This is a genomic window from Gordonia asplenii (genome assembly GCF_012933505.1).
GTDB lineage: Bacteria > Actinomycetota > Actinomycetes > Mycobacteriales > Mycobacteriaceae > Gordonia > Gordonia asplenii.
Genome location: NZ_JABBNB010000019.1, coordinates 34,376 through 49,786 on the forward strand (window position 1 = coordinate 34,376; position 15,411 = coordinate 49,786).

Annotated in this window: 15 protein-coding genes; 8 read left to right on the forward strand and 7 right to left on the reverse strand. The window is 64.7% G+C overall.

The genetic code is table 11. The annotated features are described in order from the left end of the window. Nucleotides 1-106: 106 nt before the first annotated feature. Genes HH308_RS17560 through HH308_RS17570 form a run of 3 tightly spaced genes read right to left on the reverse strand, consistent with a single transcriptional unit; the run spans nucleotide 107 to nucleotide 2,919 of the window. Nucleotides 107-991, reverse strand: a complete 885-nt coding sequence (locus HH308_RS17560; RefSeq protein ID WP_170195529.1) for an alpha/beta fold hydrolase — start codon at nucleotides 989-991, stop codon at nucleotides 107-109. Beyond that, nucleotides 988-1,665 (reverse strand): winged helix-turn-helix transcriptional regulator, encoded by a 678-nt coding sequence (locus tag HH308_RS17565; RefSeq protein WP_170195530.1) that lies wholly within the window; start codon nucleotides 1,663-1,665, stop codon nucleotides 988-990. The genes HH308_RS17560 and HH308_RS17565 overlap by 4 nt, the downstream gene beginning before the upstream one ends. 51 nt (nucleotides 1,666-1,716) lie before the next feature. Further along, on the reverse strand, nucleotides 1,717-2,919 hold the full coding sequence (locus HH308_RS17570; RefSeq protein ID WP_170195531.1) for an MFS transporter: 1,203 nt from the start codon (nucleotides 2,917-2,919) through the stop codon (nucleotides 1,717-1,719). Between the two features lie 124 nt (nucleotides 2,920-3,043). Here HH308_RS17570 and HH308_RS17575 point away from each other — a divergent pair, with 124 nt between their 5' ends. Both HH308_RS17575 and thiD read left to right on the forward strand, forming a co-directional pair. After that, nucleotides 3,044-3,535, forward strand: a complete 492-nt coding sequence (locus tag HH308_RS17575; protein ID WP_170195532.1) for a MarR family winged helix-turn-helix transcriptional regulator — start codon at nucleotides 3,044-3,046, stop codon at nucleotides 3,533-3,535. After that, a complete protein-coding gene (gene thiD / locus HH308_RS17580; RefSeq protein WP_170195533.1) occupies nucleotides 3,528-4,319 on the forward strand; it encodes a bifunctional hydroxymethylpyrimidine kinase/phosphomethylpyrimidine kinase in 792 nt (263 codons plus the stop codon). The genes HH308_RS17575 and thiD overlap by 8 nt, the downstream gene beginning before the upstream one ends. A 362-nt stretch (nucleotides 4,320-4,681) precedes the next feature. Here thiD and HH308_RS17585 read toward each other — a convergent pair whose 3' ends face one another. After that, the gene (locus tag HH308_RS17585) at nucleotides 4,682-5,305 is read right to left on the reverse strand and encodes a TetR/AcrR family transcriptional regulator (protein ID WP_312870674.1); all 624 of its coding nucleotides are present in this window, start codon (nucleotides 5,303-5,305) and stop codon (nucleotides 4,682-4,684) included. Nucleotides 5,306-5,412: 107 nt separating this feature from the next. Here HH308_RS17585 and HH308_RS17590 point away from each other — a divergent pair, with 107 nt between their 5' ends. Beyond that, entirely contained in the window at nucleotides 5,413-6,810 is a 1,398-nt protein-coding gene (locus HH308_RS17590) for a flavin-containing monooxygenase (protein WP_170195534.1), read from the forward strand. Further along, entirely contained in the window at nucleotides 6,807-7,757 is a 951-nt protein-coding gene (locus HH308_RS17595) for an alpha/beta hydrolase (protein WP_170195535.1), read from the forward strand. The genes HH308_RS17590 and HH308_RS17595 overlap by 4 nt, the downstream gene beginning before the upstream one ends. A 147-nt stretch (nucleotides 7,758-7,904) precedes the next feature. Here HH308_RS17595 and HH308_RS17600 read toward each other — a convergent pair whose 3' ends face one another. Continuing rightward, nucleotides 7,905-8,546: an LGFP repeat-containing protein gene (locus HH308_RS17600; RefSeq protein WP_170195536.1), complete on the reverse strand. Its 642-nt coding sequence runs from the start codon at nucleotides 8,544-8,546 to the stop codon at nucleotides 7,905-7,907. A gap of 405 nt (nucleotides 8,547-8,951) precedes the next feature. On the opposite strand from HH308_RS17600, the gene HH308_RS17605 reads away from it, so the two are divergent. After that, nucleotides 8,952-9,509, forward strand: coding sequence for a nuclear transport factor 2 family protein (locus HH308_RS17605; protein WP_170195537.1), 558 nt, complete (start codon nucleotides 8,952-8,954; stop codon nucleotides 9,507-9,509). Nucleotides 9,510-9,578: 69 nt separating this feature from the next. Here HH308_RS17605 and HH308_RS17610 read toward each other — a convergent pair whose 3' ends face one another. Continuing rightward, nucleotides 9,579-10,922, reverse strand: a complete 1,344-nt coding sequence (locus HH308_RS17610; RefSeq protein ID WP_170195538.1) for a flavin monoamine oxidase family protein — start codon at nucleotides 10,920-10,922, stop codon at nucleotides 9,579-9,581. A gap of 42 nt (nucleotides 10,923-10,964) precedes the next feature. Then, a complete protein-coding gene (locus tag HH308_RS17615) occupies nucleotides 10,965-12,416 on the reverse strand; it encodes an APC family permease (RefSeq protein ID WP_170195539.1) in 1,452 nt (483 codons plus the stop codon). On the opposite strand from HH308_RS17615, the gene HH308_RS17620 reads away from it, so the two are divergent. The 3 genes from HH308_RS17620 to HH308_RS17630 all read left to right on the forward strand — a co-directional run bounded on the left by HH308_RS17620 (nucleotide 12,415) and on the right by HH308_RS17630 (nucleotide 15,229). Beyond that, nucleotides 12,415-13,191: a TetR/AcrR family transcriptional regulator gene (locus HH308_RS17620; RefSeq protein ID WP_246284681.1), complete on the forward strand. Its 777-nt coding sequence runs from the start codon at nucleotides 12,415-12,417 to the stop codon at nucleotides 13,189-13,191. The genes HH308_RS17615 and HH308_RS17620 overlap by 2 nt on opposite strands. A 165-nt stretch (nucleotides 13,192-13,356) precedes the next feature. Beyond that, on the forward strand, nucleotides 13,357-14,655 hold the full coding sequence (locus HH308_RS17625) for an aromatic ring-hydroxylating oxygenase subunit alpha (protein WP_170195540.1): 1,299 nt from the start codon (nucleotides 13,357-13,359) through the stop codon (nucleotides 14,653-14,655). Then, nucleotides 14,648-15,229 carry an aromatic-ring-hydroxylating dioxygenase subunit beta gene (locus HH308_RS17630; RefSeq protein ID WP_170195541.1) on the forward strand — a complete coding sequence of 194 codons (582 nt, stop codon included), beginning with the start codon at nucleotides 14,648-14,650 and terminating at the stop codon, nucleotides 15,227-15,229. The genes HH308_RS17625 and HH308_RS17630 overlap by 8 nt, the downstream gene beginning before the upstream one ends. The last annotated feature ends 182 nt before the right edge of the window (nucleotides 15,230-15,411 follow it).

The window sequence follows — 15,411 nt, forward strand, 5'->3', positions numbered from 1 at the left end:
CGTGGCCATCATGTGGCCGTCGCGCCGGTATCCGGCATTTCGCACCCGGGTCGGCAGAGAATCAGTCGGCAGAGAATCAGTCGGCACGGAATCAGTCGGCACGGAATCAGATGTCGCCGACGGTCTCCCACCATCGGGTGATCGCTTCGGCGACGTCGTCCGGCGCGTCGGACTGGACGAAGTGCCCCGCGTCGCGGATCGTCACCGTCGTGAGGTCGGAAAGCGTTGCCTCCCAACGTCGACGCTCCTTATCGCCCAGCGCGACGTCGCCGTCGGCCCAGATGAGCAACGTCGGCAGACCGTCGAAGCGGTCGAGGTGATCCTCGACGTCGGCGAGGAAGTCGCGGCTGCCGATGATCGCGCCGGGCAGCGTCGCGCAGCCGTTGCGGCGCTCTCTGGTGGGCAGGGCGTTGCGGTAGTGGTCCATCTCGGAGGCCGTCGGCTTCCGTCGTCGATGACCGGCCGGGATGAGCGCGTTCACGAACAGGTTGAACCGCCGGGTAAGTTCGCGGCCGACCAGTCCGCCTGCCGCGCGTGACGCCAGCTCGGCGCGGATGTCACCGTTCAACGGCCACGCCCAGGTGTTCAGTAGAACGAGGCCGAGGAATCTCTCCGACCGGAATTGAGCGGCGCAGAGACCGATCGGGCCGCCCCAGTCATGGGCGACCAGCGTGACGTCGGCGAGGTCGAGCCGATCGACGAATGCGGCGACCGTCGCGGCGTGATCGTCGGGCTGAAGTCGGTAGCGCCTCGACGCCGTGGACAACCCGAACCCGGGGTAGTCGAGGGCGATGCAGCGGAACCGGTCACTGAGCCGGGCGATCACGTCGCGGTAGACGAACGACCAGGTGGGATTTCCGTGCAACATCAGCAGCGTGGGCCCGGTGCCTTCGTCGATGTAATGCACGACGTTGCCGTCGATCTCGATGAAACGGCTGTCGAACGGGTAGAGATCGGCGTCCACCCAGTCCGGGCGAAGGTAGGAGGTCATCGTTCACTCGCTAGATCGGCGGGGTCGTCGACGACGTGTGGACCGTTGAAACGCAAGCGCTGCAGGACGGTCAGATCCCCGGTGAGGCCGAGTCCGAGTTGGCGCGCGAGCTCGACGTCGACTTGTCGGGTGAGCAGGCCCAACGCGAGCTGTGCGTTGCCCTCGATGGTCAGTGACGGTGGCGTCGACGGCCGAACGAGTGTCGTGCGAATTTCTCCATCGGCGATCTCGATGAATGCGGGGGCCTCGGCGACGCGTGCTTCGACGACGACCGGTGGCGCCGTCGGGTCGGCGTCGTCGAGCAGTTCACTGATCGGGAAGGCGAGCCAGTGACTGCGGAAGGTTTCGGTACTCGTGGGGGCGGCCATGTATCGCGCGCCGAAACGAACCAGCGAGCGGATGACGGGCTCGAGGTCGCGTCCCGCGTCGGTCAGTTCATAGAGGGTGGTGCCGATTGGTGGCGGGGCGTCGTAGCGCGCGACGAGTCCTTGCGCCTCAAGGGTTTTGAGTCGCTCGGCCAGCAGGTTGGTCGAGATGCCGGGCAGGCCGCGGACAAGGTCGGCATACCGGGAGCCGCCTTGCAGCAGCAGTTCCCGGACGATGAGGAGTGTCCATCTGTCGCCGACGACGTCGAGTGCCTTGGCGACCGAACAATACTGGTCGTAGGAGCGCATGAGGCGATCCTACGACCGATGTACTTCAGTTTCAATAGTTAGTACTTCAGTTTATGAAGCAACCTGTGTGGCGTGATCGACGTCGACGACGTCGGCGCGCTTGAGCGCCGATCGATGCCGCGCCGTGGCATAGACCAACACGGCTAGGCCGGCGACCGTGACGACCGCACCCGCCCAGATCGGCGAGGTGTAACCGAGGCCGGCGGCGATGGTGAGGCCACCGATCCACGCGCCCAACGCGTTTCCGATGTTGAAGGCGGCGATGTTCGCGCCCGACGCGAGCGTGGGTGCGGTCGAGGCGAAGTTCATGATGCGCATCTGCAGGCCCGGGACGGTGGCGAAACCGAAGGCGCCCATGAGGATCAGCGACGCTACGGTCATGACTTGGTTACCCGCGGTCGACGCGAACGCGACGAGAATCACCGCGAGCGCGGCCAGGATCACGATCAGGGTCGGTGCTAGCGCACGGTCGGCTGCTTTGCCGCCCGCGTAGTTTCCGATGAACAGCCCCACACCGAACAGGACCAGCAGCCACGGCACAGTTGCGGACGCGAAGCCGGAGACGTCGGTCAGGGTGTAGGCGATATAGGTGAAGGCACCGAACATTCCGCCGAAGCCGAGAATGGTGATCACGATCGACAACCACACCTGCGACGAGCGGAACGCGGCGATCTCGGTGCGCAGACTCGGGGTCTCGCGGTGGTGAGTCTTGGTGTCGGGCACCAGGATTGCGATGCCGGCCAGCGCGATGACGCCGATGATCGTGATGGCCCAGAAAGTCGAGCGCCAACCGAACTGCTGACCGAGGAACGTGCCGAACGGCACCCCGAGCACATTGGCGATGGTCAGTCCGGCGAACATCGCGGCGATCGCGCCGGCCCGCTTGGCCGGTGCGACCATGTCCGCGGCGACGACGGCACCGATGCCGAAGAATGCGCCGTGGCACAGTGCGGCGAGGATGCGTCCGGCGAGCAGCATGTCGTAGCTCGCTGCGGTGGCGGAGAGCAGATTGCCCCCGATGAACAACACCATCAACGACATGAGGACGCGTTTGCGGTCGAAGCGAATCACCGCCGCGGTCACCGCGATCCCGCCGACGGCGACCGCGAGCGCGTACCCGGAGATGAGGTAGCCCGCAACCGACTCGGTGACGCCGAAGTCGGCGGCCACCTCGGGGAGCAGGCCCATGATGACGAACTCGGTGAGTCCGATGCCGAAGCCGCCGAGGGCCAGGGCGAGAAGTCCGACGGGCATGTCGATCCTTTCAGGCAGTTATATGAGGCGTACGCATGTAGTTGCAAGCGCGTGATAAATAGTTGCATACGCTTGCTACTGGCGCAAGCTGGTATCCTTTGTGAGTCACATCGAGGAGGACGACATGGGTATCGCCGACGACGCCGTCGAGGTCCGCTCGCAGGGGTGGCGCACACTCGCCGCGCTGCACGGGCTGCTCGACGCCGAGCTCGAACGCGCGCTGCAACGCGAGCACCGGCTCTCCGTCGTCGAATACACCGTGCTCGATGCACTGAGCCGCCAAGACGGTTGGCACATGCGGATGGCGCAACTGGCTCGCGCGGCTGCGCTCAGTTCCAGCGCCACGACACGTCTGGTCAACAGGCTGGAGGATCGCGGCCTGATCCGGCGGATCCTGTGCGCCGACGATCGCCGCGGCATCTACACCGAATTGACCGACGACGGGCGCGACCTGCTGACGCGGTCGCGACCCACGCATGATGCGACGCTGGAAGCCGCGCTGGATTCGGCCTGTGCGACACCGGAATTGGCGCCGCTCGTGGCTGCGCTGCACGAGTTGCCGACGGCAGGTGGACGGCCGTCGGCGACGAGTCGTTACCCTGGCAGCCATGGTTGATCTCGCATACGTCATCGCAGGATCCGAGGCCACCGGCGGCGCCGGACTGCAAGCGGATCTCAAAACCTTCCAGCAGCTCGGCGTCTACGGTGTCGGCACCATCACCTGCATCGTCTCGTTCGATCCTCAGCACGACTGGGGACATCGATTCGTGCCGATCGCGCCTGACGTCATCGCCGACCAGATCGAAGCCGCCACCGCGGCGCACGCACTCGACGTCGTGAAGATCGGGATGCTCGGCACACCGGCCACGATCGATACCGTCGCCGCCGCGCTCCGCCGACAGCCGTGGCGGCACGTCGCCGTCGACCCGGTGCTGATCTGCAAAGGTCAGGAGCCCGGCGCGGCACTCGACACCGACAATGCGCTGCGCAGCGAGATCCTGCCCCAGGCCACCGTCGTGACGCCCAACATGTTCGAAGCGCAGACGCTCTCCGGCATGCGATCCATCGACAGCGTCGACGACCTGGCCGAGGCCGCACGACGCATCGCCGACCTCGGACCGCGCTACGTCGTCGCCAAAGGCGGCGTCGAACTGCCCGGCGACGACGCCGTCGACGTCGTCTACGACGGCACCGACGTGACCGTCCTGCGGTCGCCGAAGGTCGGGCAGGAGCGGGTGTCCGGGGCCGGGTGCACGCTCGCCGCGGCCATCACCGCCGAATTGGCCAAGGGAGCCGACGTGCTCGACGCCGTGCGCACCGCCAAGGCGCTGACCACCGCCGGGATCGTCCGGCGGGTGTCGGCACGGACGCCTTTCGACAGCGTCTGGCAGGGGGCGTAGCTCGATCCGTGGAGTGAGCGAGCGTGCGCGACTTCGACTCGGCTAGCTGTAGCGCCTCGCTCGGACCGGCTCAACCTGGGTTTACCGGTCGGGGCATTGCATCTGCTGGTTGAGCCGTGAGGAGCGTAAGCGCGCCGTACTGAGCGAGGCGCTAGCCGAGTCGAAGTGACGAGCGTGTCGAAACCGCTGTACCACAATGCATTTGATGGTGGCGCACGTGTCGAACTGTGATCGTATCGAACGGCGCTCGCCCAGCTCAACCAGCAGGCGACGGGGCCGGAGGCGACTTTCTCAGGTCAAAGTAGATAATCGATTCGGCGGCGATGGGGCGGTGCCGGTCAGGCCCGCCGGGAATCAGTCAGCTAGTCGGAACCGCGCGGGTCGGCGCGCAGCGCGGGCATCAGATAGCGGCGCAGGTGTCCCAGGACGTCGCCGGTATCGTCGGGGTTCACCGTGTTGCTCGGCATGGTGCCCAAGCTGATCAGTGTCCTCGCGACCCACTCGGCGACCTCGTCGAGGCGGTGGGCCGCATGGATTTCGCCCTTGCCCGACGCCGCGTCGACGTATGGGCGCCAGAAAGCCGCCAGGTCGGGGACCAACCCGGAGACGCCGGCACCCGCGCAGGCCGCAAAGTCTTCGGGTTCGTCTGTGCGCAACCGCATCAGCAGCGTGCCGGGGTCGTCGTAGGCGCCGCGACCGATCCGAACACCGGCGGCGAGCTGTCGGTCGAAGCCGTCGATTCCGTCGAGCTCGCGGCGCGCGTCAGTCCAAAACGACTCCGTCAATCGCACGATCGCGGCGCCCACCAACGTGGGCTTGTCGGGGAAATGCCGGTACAGCCAGGCTCGTGAAACACCGGCGGATTCGGCGACCTGCTGCATGGTCATCGCGCGAATTCCCTTGTCCGCCAATAGCTTGTCGGTGGCGTCGAGCAGCCGAGTCGTTACGGACGGGGGAGCGAGATCAGTCGGCGGCAGCTCAGACACCACCTGACAGTAGCAGCCACGGTAGACAGATTTCAGAAACTGTTTACAGACGTCGTCGCGATGTAGTAGACAGAATGAGTGATCTGTCTACACACCGGGAGTGCCGTATGAATCACCCCTTGCCGAGCACGGCGATCATCGGCGCCGGTATCAGCGGCCTGACCGCGGGCAAGATGCTCAACGACTACGGCGTGCCGTACGTGTGCTTCGAGTCCTCCGATCGGATCGGCGGGAACTGGGCGTTCGGCAATCCCAACGGCCACAGCAGTGCGTACAAGTCGCTGCACATCGACACTTCCAAGCATCAGCTGTCGTTCCGCGACTTCCCGATGCCGACCGACTACCCGGACTTCCCGCATCACACCGAGATCAAGAAGTACCTGGACTCCTACGCCGATGCCTTCGGCCTGCTGGACAATATCGAATTCGAGAACGGCGTCACGCACGCGCGACGGCTCGACGACGGTGGCTGGGAGCTGGAAACCCAACGGGGACAGCGGCGTCGGTTCGATCTGCTAGTGGTCGCCAACGGGCACCACTGGGACCCGCGATCACCGGAATTCCCCGGCGACTTCACCGGCGTGACGATGCACGCGCACCACTACATCGACCCGAAGACGCCGTACGACTTCTCCGGCAAGCGAATCCTCGTGGTGGGGTTGGGCAACAGTGCGGCAGACATCGCTGTGGAACTGTCGTCGCGGACCCTCGACAACACGCTGACGCTGTCGACACGGTCGGGCGCGTGGATCGTCCCGAAATACTTCGCGGGTAAACCTGCCGACAAGTACTACCACACCTCGCCGCACATACCGTTCGCATGGCAACGCAAGTTCATGCAGGTGATGCAGCCGCTGACCACCGGCCGCCCGGAGGACTACGGGCTGCCGACGCCCAACCACAAATTCTTTGAAGCGCATCCCACCCAGTCGGTGGAACTGCCGCTGCGCCTCGGCTCCGGCGATGTCGTCGCCAAGCCGAACATCACCCGATTCGACGGCGACACAGTCTATTTCGACGACGGCACCTCCGACGACTTCGACATCATCATCTACGCGACCGGCTACAACATCACCTTTCCGTTCTTCGACCCGGACTTCATCAGCGCGCCCGACAATCGCATCGACCTGTACAAACGCATGTTCTATCCGGGCATCGACGATCTCATCTTCGCGGGATTCGCGCAGGCGACGCCGACGCTGTTCCCGTTCGTCGAGGCACAGGCTCGATTGGTCGGCGCCTACGCGGTGGGCCGGTACCGGCTGCCCGACGTCGCCGAGATGCGTCAGGTGATCGCCGCCGATCAGCAGTTCTACACCGGGCACATGCTCGACCGTCCACGGCACACCCAGCAGTTGGATTACTACTTGTACGAACACAACATGCGCACCGCGGAGATCCCCGCCGGCGTCAAGCGAGCGCACCTACAGGGTCCGCCGCGATGGGCCGGCGTCGATGCCGCCGTAGATGCCGCCGTCGAGGCACAGCTTGAGGATCGGCTATGAATCGTCTCACCGTCACGTTCAATTCATACGGAACCCGTTGCGAGGCATGGTTTTACCCCGGCCCAGAAGATTCACGGTTCGACGGCCCCACAGGTCGCCCGGTGGTGGTGATGGCGCATGGATTCGCCGGGACCAAGGACTCCGGGCTCGAGCCGTTCGCACTGCGACTCGCCGACGCCGGGTTCGCGGTGTTCGCCTTCGACTATCGCGGGTTCGGCGCGTCGGAAGGGCAAGTACGGCAACGGATCTCGATGGCAGATCAGGCCGACGACTACCGGGCCGCCATCGCAGCCGTCGGAGCGCGGCCGGGCATCGACCGCAATCGTATTGTGCTGTGGGGTCTTTCGCAGTCGGGCGGGCACGTGCTCGTCGTCGCGGCGGGTCGATCCGATGTCTGCGCGGTCGTGTCGATGGTGCCGATGGTGAGCGGAATCGCCGCCGGACGACACAACTTTGCGACGGTCGGCGCCAAAGGCATGCTCCGCTCGACGGCCGTGGGACTCGGTAGCGCGATGGCGGCGAAAGTCGGTGCACGGCGTCGAATGTTGCCCGTCGTCGGCGAGCCGGGCGAAAACGCCGCCTTGACCGCGCCGGGATACCTGGAGGCATACGAGTCCATCGCCGGCCCGACCTGGCGTAACGAGGTCGATGCCGCGGTCGGATTGGAGCTGGGCTCGTTCAACGCGGATAAGCACGCGGACGACATCGACGCGCCCGTGCTGGTGCAGATCGCCGATTTCGATCGGGCGGCGCCGCCGTACGCCGCGTCGAAGACGGCGTTCAAGGCGCGAGCACAGGTACGCCACTACCCGTGCGACCACTTCGACGTCTTCGAGGGGCGCGGCTGGTTTGAACCGGCTGTGGCGCACCAACTTTCATTCCTCACCGCGCAGCTGTCGTCTGTGGAGGCGGGGGCTGATTGCAATCTGTCGGGTGAGGCTCGGTGAGGGAGTGGCTCCCTCGGCCGGGGTGAGGTGGCTGATTGCAATCTGTCGTCGGGGAGTGCGAGCGCCGCGACGGCCCGATACGACGAAGACTGCCCACCTGCACACAGCGCAGGTGGGCACTCCCGAGTGGGGCCGATCAGGCCGAAACTACTTGGCCGGAACGACCTTGCCGTCGACGGTGACCTCGACTGTGTCGGTCTTCGAGTCCCAGGTGATCTTGCCGTGCTCGAAGGTCGATACCTTCAGCGTGCCCTCTTCGGTCTCGTCGCTGGTCGCGGTGCCGAGCGGACCATTCGAGCCGCCCTTGCCGTCGGCCGACGGGTGACCGGTCGCGTCGCGCTTGACGTTCCACGCGTCGCGGATCTTGCCCCAGGTGATGTAGGCCGGGGTAGCGGGCTCGGCGTTCTTAGCGGTAATGACGCCGCCGTCGAACTGCTGGAACACGACGCCGCTGGCGCTGGTGCCCGACGCCTCCGGGCCCGTCAACGGTTTGCCCAGGTCGGCGCGCTGCTTCTCGGTGGCCGACTGATATTTCGCGGCGAGCGAGCCGGAGAGCGTCACCTTGGTGCCGTCCGCCGCGGTCAACTCAACGGATTTGTTCTCGGCCGACGCCATGGACGACCCCGACATGGCCGACCCCGACATCGCGGCCGAGCTCGCCTCAGCCGACGCCGATGCCGACGCGCTGGTGGAAGTGTCGCTGCTGTTGTCGCTGCAACCCGCGACGATGAGGACCGCGAAAGAAGCGGCGGCAGCTGCGCCGACCGTCCGTCGAATGATCTGCTTCATGATTCCCCTTCGGTTTCTGAGAGCAACTAATCGCCTCGACGCGTACAGGTGCACGCGTACCGCGTTCGACCTAACCACATTTCGATTCGAGAAATGCTCAATTCACGATCCTGGCGTGGCGCGGGGTCGGCGCAGACTGTCTGTTCGCCGTCGGTGACGCGATCCCGGGTGGCCACGTTCTTGGCCACGTCGGCGGACTCGAATCTCACGACGAAGGGCGCCGGAGGAACTACCGCGGTCGAGACGCCGCTCGAACCGAGCTGAGTCAGCGCCGTTCACGGCGAAGCGACGTCGAAGTGGATTGGTAGGTAAGGGTTTTCGCTATATCTACGCGTCTTCGCGCGCTGTAGGGTCGGCATCGAAGGAACGACGACGCACGGTCGTCCTCGGACGCAAGGAGTGATCATGCCAACCTCGCCCACGCTCGCCGAATTGGTGGCTCGCATCGAGACGCTGGAGGGTGAGGCGGCGGTCCGACGGCTGCAGGCCCGCTACATGTTTCTCTGCGACACGCCGTGCCCCGAGTTCGGCGTCGCCGACGACGCTGAACGCATCGATCTGATCCTCGACCTCTACACAGACGACGCCGTGTGGGAGGGCGTCGGTGACTACTACAACGACCAGTTCGGTCGGCTCGACGGCAAACAGGCTCTGCGCGAACATTTTCAGCGATTCTGGGGCGAAAGGCGTGACCCGGCGCTCGTGCTGAACGCGCACTACCTCACCGCCGAGCAGATCTACGTCGCCGGCAATCAGGCGACCGGCCAGTGGATTCACGTACAACCGTGGCTCTACGCCGACGGGAGCGGACTGCTGCGGTCGAGTCGGTTGAACAACGCCTTTCGCAAAGTCGACGGTCGTTGGCTGATTTCGCGGACGCGTACCGAGAACGTGTTCGTCGCGCCGTTGCAGGACGGTTTCGCAGATGCCTACCCGACATCGTCGGTGCTGATGAAGCCGTAGTCGAACGGCAACGCGGACGACGAGAGTCCGGTCGGGCCAGGATGCTCGACCGGACTTGTCGTCGAGGACCTACCTCAATTCGTTTATCAGCCTGCGTGCGTTGACGATTCCTGACTGGATGGCGCCGTCGACGCACACCCCGTTCCAGCCGCGGGCGTAGTCGGCGCCGGCGAATTGCAATCGAGTGTCCGATGATTCGAAGTTGCTCCAGCCGTTGATGAACTGCCCCGAGCGCAGCGTCGCCCAGGTCTGCCCGGACCACTTGTCGGCCACCCAGTCGTGGCCGCCGCAGTCGAGCACGGTGAGGTCGTCGCGCCACACGTTGATTGCGGCCTGCGCCGCCTCGACGTCGTCGAGGGCGAGGCGAGTGTGGTCGGAGCCGAATCCGACGAGGATGGTCGCGTCCTCGTCGTCGAGGAACTTCTCGCTGCGGATCAGCGAGATCGGGTGCTGGCCGGGAGCGCCGGCGATGATCGATTGGTGGCCCTTGACCTTTATCCAGATCTTGAGACCCACCGAATTGGTTCCCGCGGTGATCATTTCCCGTTGTGCCGCGCCGAGTTCCGGGCTGAACTCGATGTTCTTCAGCGCGCCGATGGGTGCGGTGACGATGACAGCATCGGCAGTGTCGGTCGTGCCGTCGGCGAAGGTGACCGTGGCACCCGCCGTCGTGTGCTCGACACGGGACACCGGAGTCCCCAGCTCGACGTCGGCGCACAGATCCTCGGCGATGGACTGATACAGCCCGCGCATCCCGTCGGTCAGCTTGAAGCGCAACGTCTGCTCGTCCATCAGTGAGCTTCGGTGGTCACTCAACGACGCCCAATGCTTGGCCATCAGTGGTGAGGCCGTGGCCGTCGACCCCTGGTAGCCTGCCGACCAGTACGAGTCGGCCAAGTCGATCTGCTCCTGCGAGTATTCGCCGTCACGCAAGCAATCGAGCACGCTTCCCTGGTCAGCCTGCCGGAATCGCTCGACCAGCTCCGGATCCGAGTTCGGGTCGTTGAGGACGTACAGCGGATCATGTGGGTAGGGAAAGAAGTCCCGAGATCCCTCAAAGACCTTGTCCTGCAACGTGGTCAGTGCTTTGTCGAGGTCATGTTCGGTGCCGTGGCGCACGACGCCGTCGCTGACCCAGTAGGCGTCGTCGATGTCGGGGCTGGGGTAGATGCCCTGGTCGTAGCGCGTGATCTCGGTCCAGACGAAGGGCTGCATCCAGTGCACCCAAGTCGCGCCCATTTCGAGAGCGTGGCCGCCGAGGCGCTCGTCGGTCCAGGCCCGGCCGCCGATGCGGTCGCGTGCTTCGACGATGCGGACGGTGACACCGGCCGATTCGAGTTCGCGGGCGGCGATCAGCCCGGCGAATCCGGCCCCGACGACGATGACTTTCTGATGGGTCTGTGAGTCAGACATTGCTTGTGTTCCTTGATCTTTCGGGTGCGACGGTGGATAGGCTCACGCGAGGGGGCTGTGCTGAGTGCGCGCCCCGCGGTCGAGCTGACGGTCGGCTACCAGGCGGGCCCCGACGACGCCGCCGACGAACACCACGGCGATCACCACGAGGAAGACGACGGACAGGACGCGAGAGCCGCCGATCAGGGTGGTGAAGTTGGCGATCACCAGTGCCGTGATCCCGACCAGCCCGATGGTGCCAAGCGCAGGCGCGATCTTGGTGTGCCACCACCGGTTGTCCGAATCGGTGCGCCGGAAGTAGGCGATGATCGCAACGCTGGTGAGGACCATCAGCGCGAGGATGGCGACGATGGCGACGCCGGCCATCCAGGTGAACAGCTGCAGTACGGGGTCGGCGTTGGCCACGGCGAACGCACCGACCAGAATGAATGCGCTGATCGTCTGCAGGATCGAGCCTTCGTGCGGGGAACCGTGCTTGGGGTGGACGTTCATCAGCCGCTTCGGGGCGAAGCCGGTGCGCGACAACGCGAAGATGTAGCGGGCGATCGCGTTGTGGAACGCGAGCAGGGCGGCGAAGAGGCTGGTCACCAGCATCACCATCATGATGTCGGAGGCGACGCTGCCGAGGAACTTGGTAGCCGCGGTGAAGGTGAGGTCAGCGGTATCCGACTGGGCAGCCTCGGCGACCTTGTCACTGCCGAAGGCCAGGACGACGGCCCAACTGGCCACAGCGTAGAGCACACCGATGGTGATGACGGCGACGTACGTGGCGATCGGAACGGTACGTTTGGGATTCTTCGCTTCCTCACCGTAGATGGCCGTAGCCTCGAAGCCGACGAAAGATCCGATGGCGAACATCAGCGCGATACCCGGGGAGCCGGAGAAGAAGGCGTGCGGGGTGAACGACACGAAGTCGATTCCGTGGGCGCCGCCCTTGATCAGCACGCCGACCGACAGTGCCACGATCAACGCGATCTCCGCGACGAGCAGCACGCCGAGAACCTTGGCGCCGAGGTCGATGCTGCGATATCCGAGCACCCCGACGATCGCCATGAGGACGCCGGCCCACAGCCACCACGGCAGGTCCGGCCCGCCGAATTTCACCACAACACCCTGCAGCGTCGACGCCGCGAGACCGTAGATCGCAGCCTGAATCGTCGTGTAGGCGAGCAGCGCCAATCCGGCACCTCCGAGGCCCGCGGATCGTCCGAGACCCTTGCGGACGTAGGCGTAGAAGGCGCCGGTATCGGTGACTGAACCGCTCATGGCGGCATATCCGACACTGAAGATCAGCAGAACCACGGCGGCAATGATGTAGGCCATCGGCGCGCCGGCGCCGTTGCCGATCGCGATCATGACCGGCAGTGACCCGGCGACCGCGGTGAGCGGTGCCGCAGCGGCGATTACCAGAAACACGATGCCTGCGACGCCGATCGAGCCGCGCAGCGACGAACCGCCGTCAGATGTTGTTGGGGTGGTGGGGCTATCGATCATGATCGACCTCTTCCGAAGCGTCCGATTCGACGCTTCACACGATCTCGTGGCTTGGGAGACCACGGTCTGTGATTCAACACGTGTAGAACCATGGCGTCTGATGAACGCTACTGTGACCAGAGAGCGGCGGCTATGCGGAATTCCTTTAGCGCCCGGCGCCGCGACTGACCGGGAGGACGACGTGCCAAAACTGGTAAACCATGCGGAACGACGCACGACCATCGTCGAAGCGGCGTGGCGGCTGATCGCCGAGCGCGGCATTGACGGTGTGAACATGCGTGATCTTGCTGCGGCCGCGGGCTACACCAACGGGGCACTCAGTCACTACTTCGGCGGAAAGGACGAGATCCTGCGCAGCGCCTTCGAACACGTCCTGGTCGAAACGAACCGTCGCATCGACGCGTCGGTCGGGTCGTCGCACGGTCGGGCCGCGCTGCGCAAGGTCTGCTTCGAGATCATGCCGCTGACGTCGTCGGCTGCATTGGAGGCGCGCATCGCGGTGTCGTTATGGCAACGCGCTATGAATGACCCGGTGATGAAGCGGATCAACAACGATGCCGTCGGGCAGTGGAAGGCCATCATGCGCCGACATTGGACCGAAGCCATTGCCGCGCATGAACTTCCACCGACCGATGTCGACAGGGGAGTCGAACTGCTGATGACCGCGATAATCGGCCTGCAGATCACCGCGGTCTTGGACTCTGATGCCGCGTCGCGCGGGGCCCAGGTCGCGCTACTCGATCGGATCCTCGCCGCTGAAGGTCGCTGCGGCTAGGCCTGTGCCTAAAGGAATCACCTAGGAACACGGAAGTGATTGCTGATTGGCGATGCCTGCGCGCGCTCATACTGTTTGAGGCGACACACCGATCGTCCTCGACTCGCGTCAACCGGGTTTCGCCGGGCCTCGCGCGATTCGACGACCCGCAGTTCTGGAGCCGTGATGAGCATCGATTTCACCCCCGACAACATCTACGACCTCGCGCCGTCCGACCTGGTCCAGCCGAGTAAGGTGGCCGGCCGGATGTACATCGACCCCGATATCTTCGAACGCGAGATCAAAGACATCTTCGAGCGAACCTGGGTCTGGGTCGCACACGAAAGCGAGATCCCCGCAGCAGGCAATTTCAAGAGCACTCACGTCGGGCGGCAGCCGGTGATCGTCGTGCGCGACCGAAGGGGCGCGATCAACACGCTACTCAATCGCTGCCGACATCGCGGTGCGAGCGTTTGCGAACAACGCACCGGCAAGGCCAACGGATTCACCTGCCCGTACCACGCGTGGTCGTACAGCCTTGACGGAAAACTGCGCGGAATACCGTATCCCGAGGGCTACGAGGGTGTCATGACCAAGGACGGCATGGGCCTGCGCAAACTGCGCACCGAGGCGTACTGCGGCATGGTCTTCGCGACCTTCGACGACGATGCCGAGCCGCTGGAGGACTTCCTGGGTGACGCGAAGCCATGGATGGACCGCTTCTTCAAGCAGGGCGGTGGCTATCCGCTGAAAGTCCTTGGCACACACCGATTCAAGTTTCACGGAAACTGGAAGATCCAGTTGGAGAACACCACCGACGGCTACCATTTCCCGATCGTGCACCGTTCGTGGATGGCGTCGGTCGACTCCGAGACCGCCGACATGATGAGTTTCATGAACGATCCCGCCGCCACCACCCACGACCTCGGCAACGGTCACTCAGTGGCGCAGATGGTGCCCGAACACTCCGATCTCGACGCCGACGACGGCAGCGAGCCGTTGCAGGAACGCTTCAATGATCTTGTCGCAGAACTGAAGTCGCAGGGATTGTCAGAAGCGCAGGTTCGCCGACTGGTCCGCGCGATGCACGGCACCGGCTTCAACTTGAACCTGTTCCCCAATGTCTCGATGTCGATCTCGTTCCTTCGCGTGCTCAGGCCGATCTCCGTCGACGAGACCTACATCGAACACGTTGCGCTCGGACCTGACGGCCCGCCGGAGATCGTCGACCCGGTGAATCGCGAACGCATGCGCGTCCACGAGCACTTCCAGGGGCCATTCGGATTCGGCACACCCGACGACGCCGAGGGCTGGGACCGGGTGCAGCGGGGCGCAATCGGCGGTCCCGACCTGCCGATCATGGTCAACCGCGGAATCGGTCGTGAAACGCGGGCCGAACAGGGTTGGCCTACCTCACATGTCACCGACGAGACAGGTATGCGATCGGCATACACAAAGTGGAAGGAGATGATGAGCGATGTCTGAGGCGACCACCGCACCCGCCGCCCGCAAGCCGAAACCGGGGGCCTGGGCACCGATCACCGAGGCACGGCTGCTGCCGGTGTCGACGGTCGGCACCGACGACCCGCGGGTTGGCCGCGCGCTCGATCTCATCGCCCGAGAAGCTGAGCTGCTCGACCACAAGGACTACACGGAATGGGAGAAGCTCTACCTCGACGAGGCGCTCTACATCATCCCCATCGACCCGGACACCACCGACTTCGCGAACACCCTGAACATGGTCTACGACGACGCCACTATGCGCCGGATGCGCGTGACCCGCATGACTGAGGGCTACGCGATCGCCGCGGTAGACTCGGCGCGGACTGTCCGTACCGTCAGTCGTGTGGTGCCGTCTGATGTCACCGACGACGTGGTGCAACTGCGCGTCGGCCAGACGCTGATCGCATATAAACGTGGGCGCCATGACATCTGGGCAGCCAACGTCGACTACATCGTCCGACTCGGCGAGTCGGCGATGTCGGATCGCATCCTGCAAAAGGTCATCCGACTAATCAACGGCAACGACGAAGTGCCCGCAGCTGGCTTCCTGCTGTAGGTGTGAGTGCACGACGCCCGTGGCGAGAAATCACCACGGGCGTTTGTGCTGTCTGCTCGGCGTCAGCTACGTACTCGCCCGACGGCGCTGGACAAGCGGGAGGGGCGTGCCACACATCTCCGAGGCCGGATGCACGTGTTTCCGGCATAGCTCAAGACGGTGAATCCAACTGCATTGCAGTG

Coding starts and splice junctions, on each gene's coding strand:
- HH308_RS17605 (WP_170195537.1), top strand. CDS start 8,952: ATGCCAACCTCGCCCACGCTCGCCGAATTGGTGGCTCGCATCGAGACG.
- HH308_RS17560 (WP_170195529.1), bottom strand. CDS start 991: ATGACCTCCTACCTTCGCCCGGACTGGGTGGACGCCGATCTCTACCCG.
- HH308_RS17630 (WP_170195541.1), top strand. CDS start 14,648: ATGTCTGAGGCGACCACCGCACCCGCCGCCCGCAAGCCGAAACCGGGG.
- HH308_RS17600 (WP_170195536.1), bottom strand. CDS start 8,546: ATGAAGCAGATCATTCGACGGACGGTCGGCGCAGCTGCCGCCGCTTCT.
- HH308_RS17615 (WP_170195539.1), bottom strand. CDS start 12,416: ATGATCGATAGCCCCACCACCCCAACAACATCTGACGGCGGTTCGTCG.
- HH308_RS17620 (WP_246284681.1), top strand. CDS start 12,415: ATGATCGACCTCTTCCGAAGCGTCCGATTCGACGCTTCACACGATCTC.
- HH308_RS17575 (WP_170195532.1), top strand. CDS start 3,044: ATGGGTATCGCCGACGACGCCGTCGAGGTCCGCTCGCAGGGGTGGCGC.
- thiD (WP_170195533.1), top strand. CDS start 3,528: ATGGTTGATCTCGCATACGTCATCGCAGGATCCGAGGCCACCGGCGGC.
- HH308_RS17590 (WP_170195534.1), top strand. CDS start 5,413: ATGAATCACCCCTTGCCGAGCACGGCGATCATCGGCGCCGGTATCAGC.
- HH308_RS17610 (WP_170195538.1), bottom strand. CDS start 10,922: ATGTCTGACTCACAGACCCATCAGAAAGTCATCGTCGTCGGGGCCGGA.
- HH308_RS17570 (WP_170195531.1), bottom strand. CDS start 2,919: ATGCCCGTCGGACTTCTCGCCCTGGCCCTCGGCGGCTTCGGCATCGGA.
- HH308_RS17565 (WP_170195530.1), bottom strand. CDS start 1,665: ATGCGCTCCTACGACCAGTATTGTTCGGTCGCCAAGGCACTCGACGTC.
- HH308_RS17625 (WP_170195540.1), top strand. CDS start 13,357: ATGAGCATCGATTTCACCCCCGACAACATCTACGACCTCGCGCCGTCC.
- HH308_RS17595 (WP_170195535.1), top strand. CDS start 6,807: ATGAATCGTCTCACCGTCACGTTCAATTCATACGGAACCCGTTGCGAG.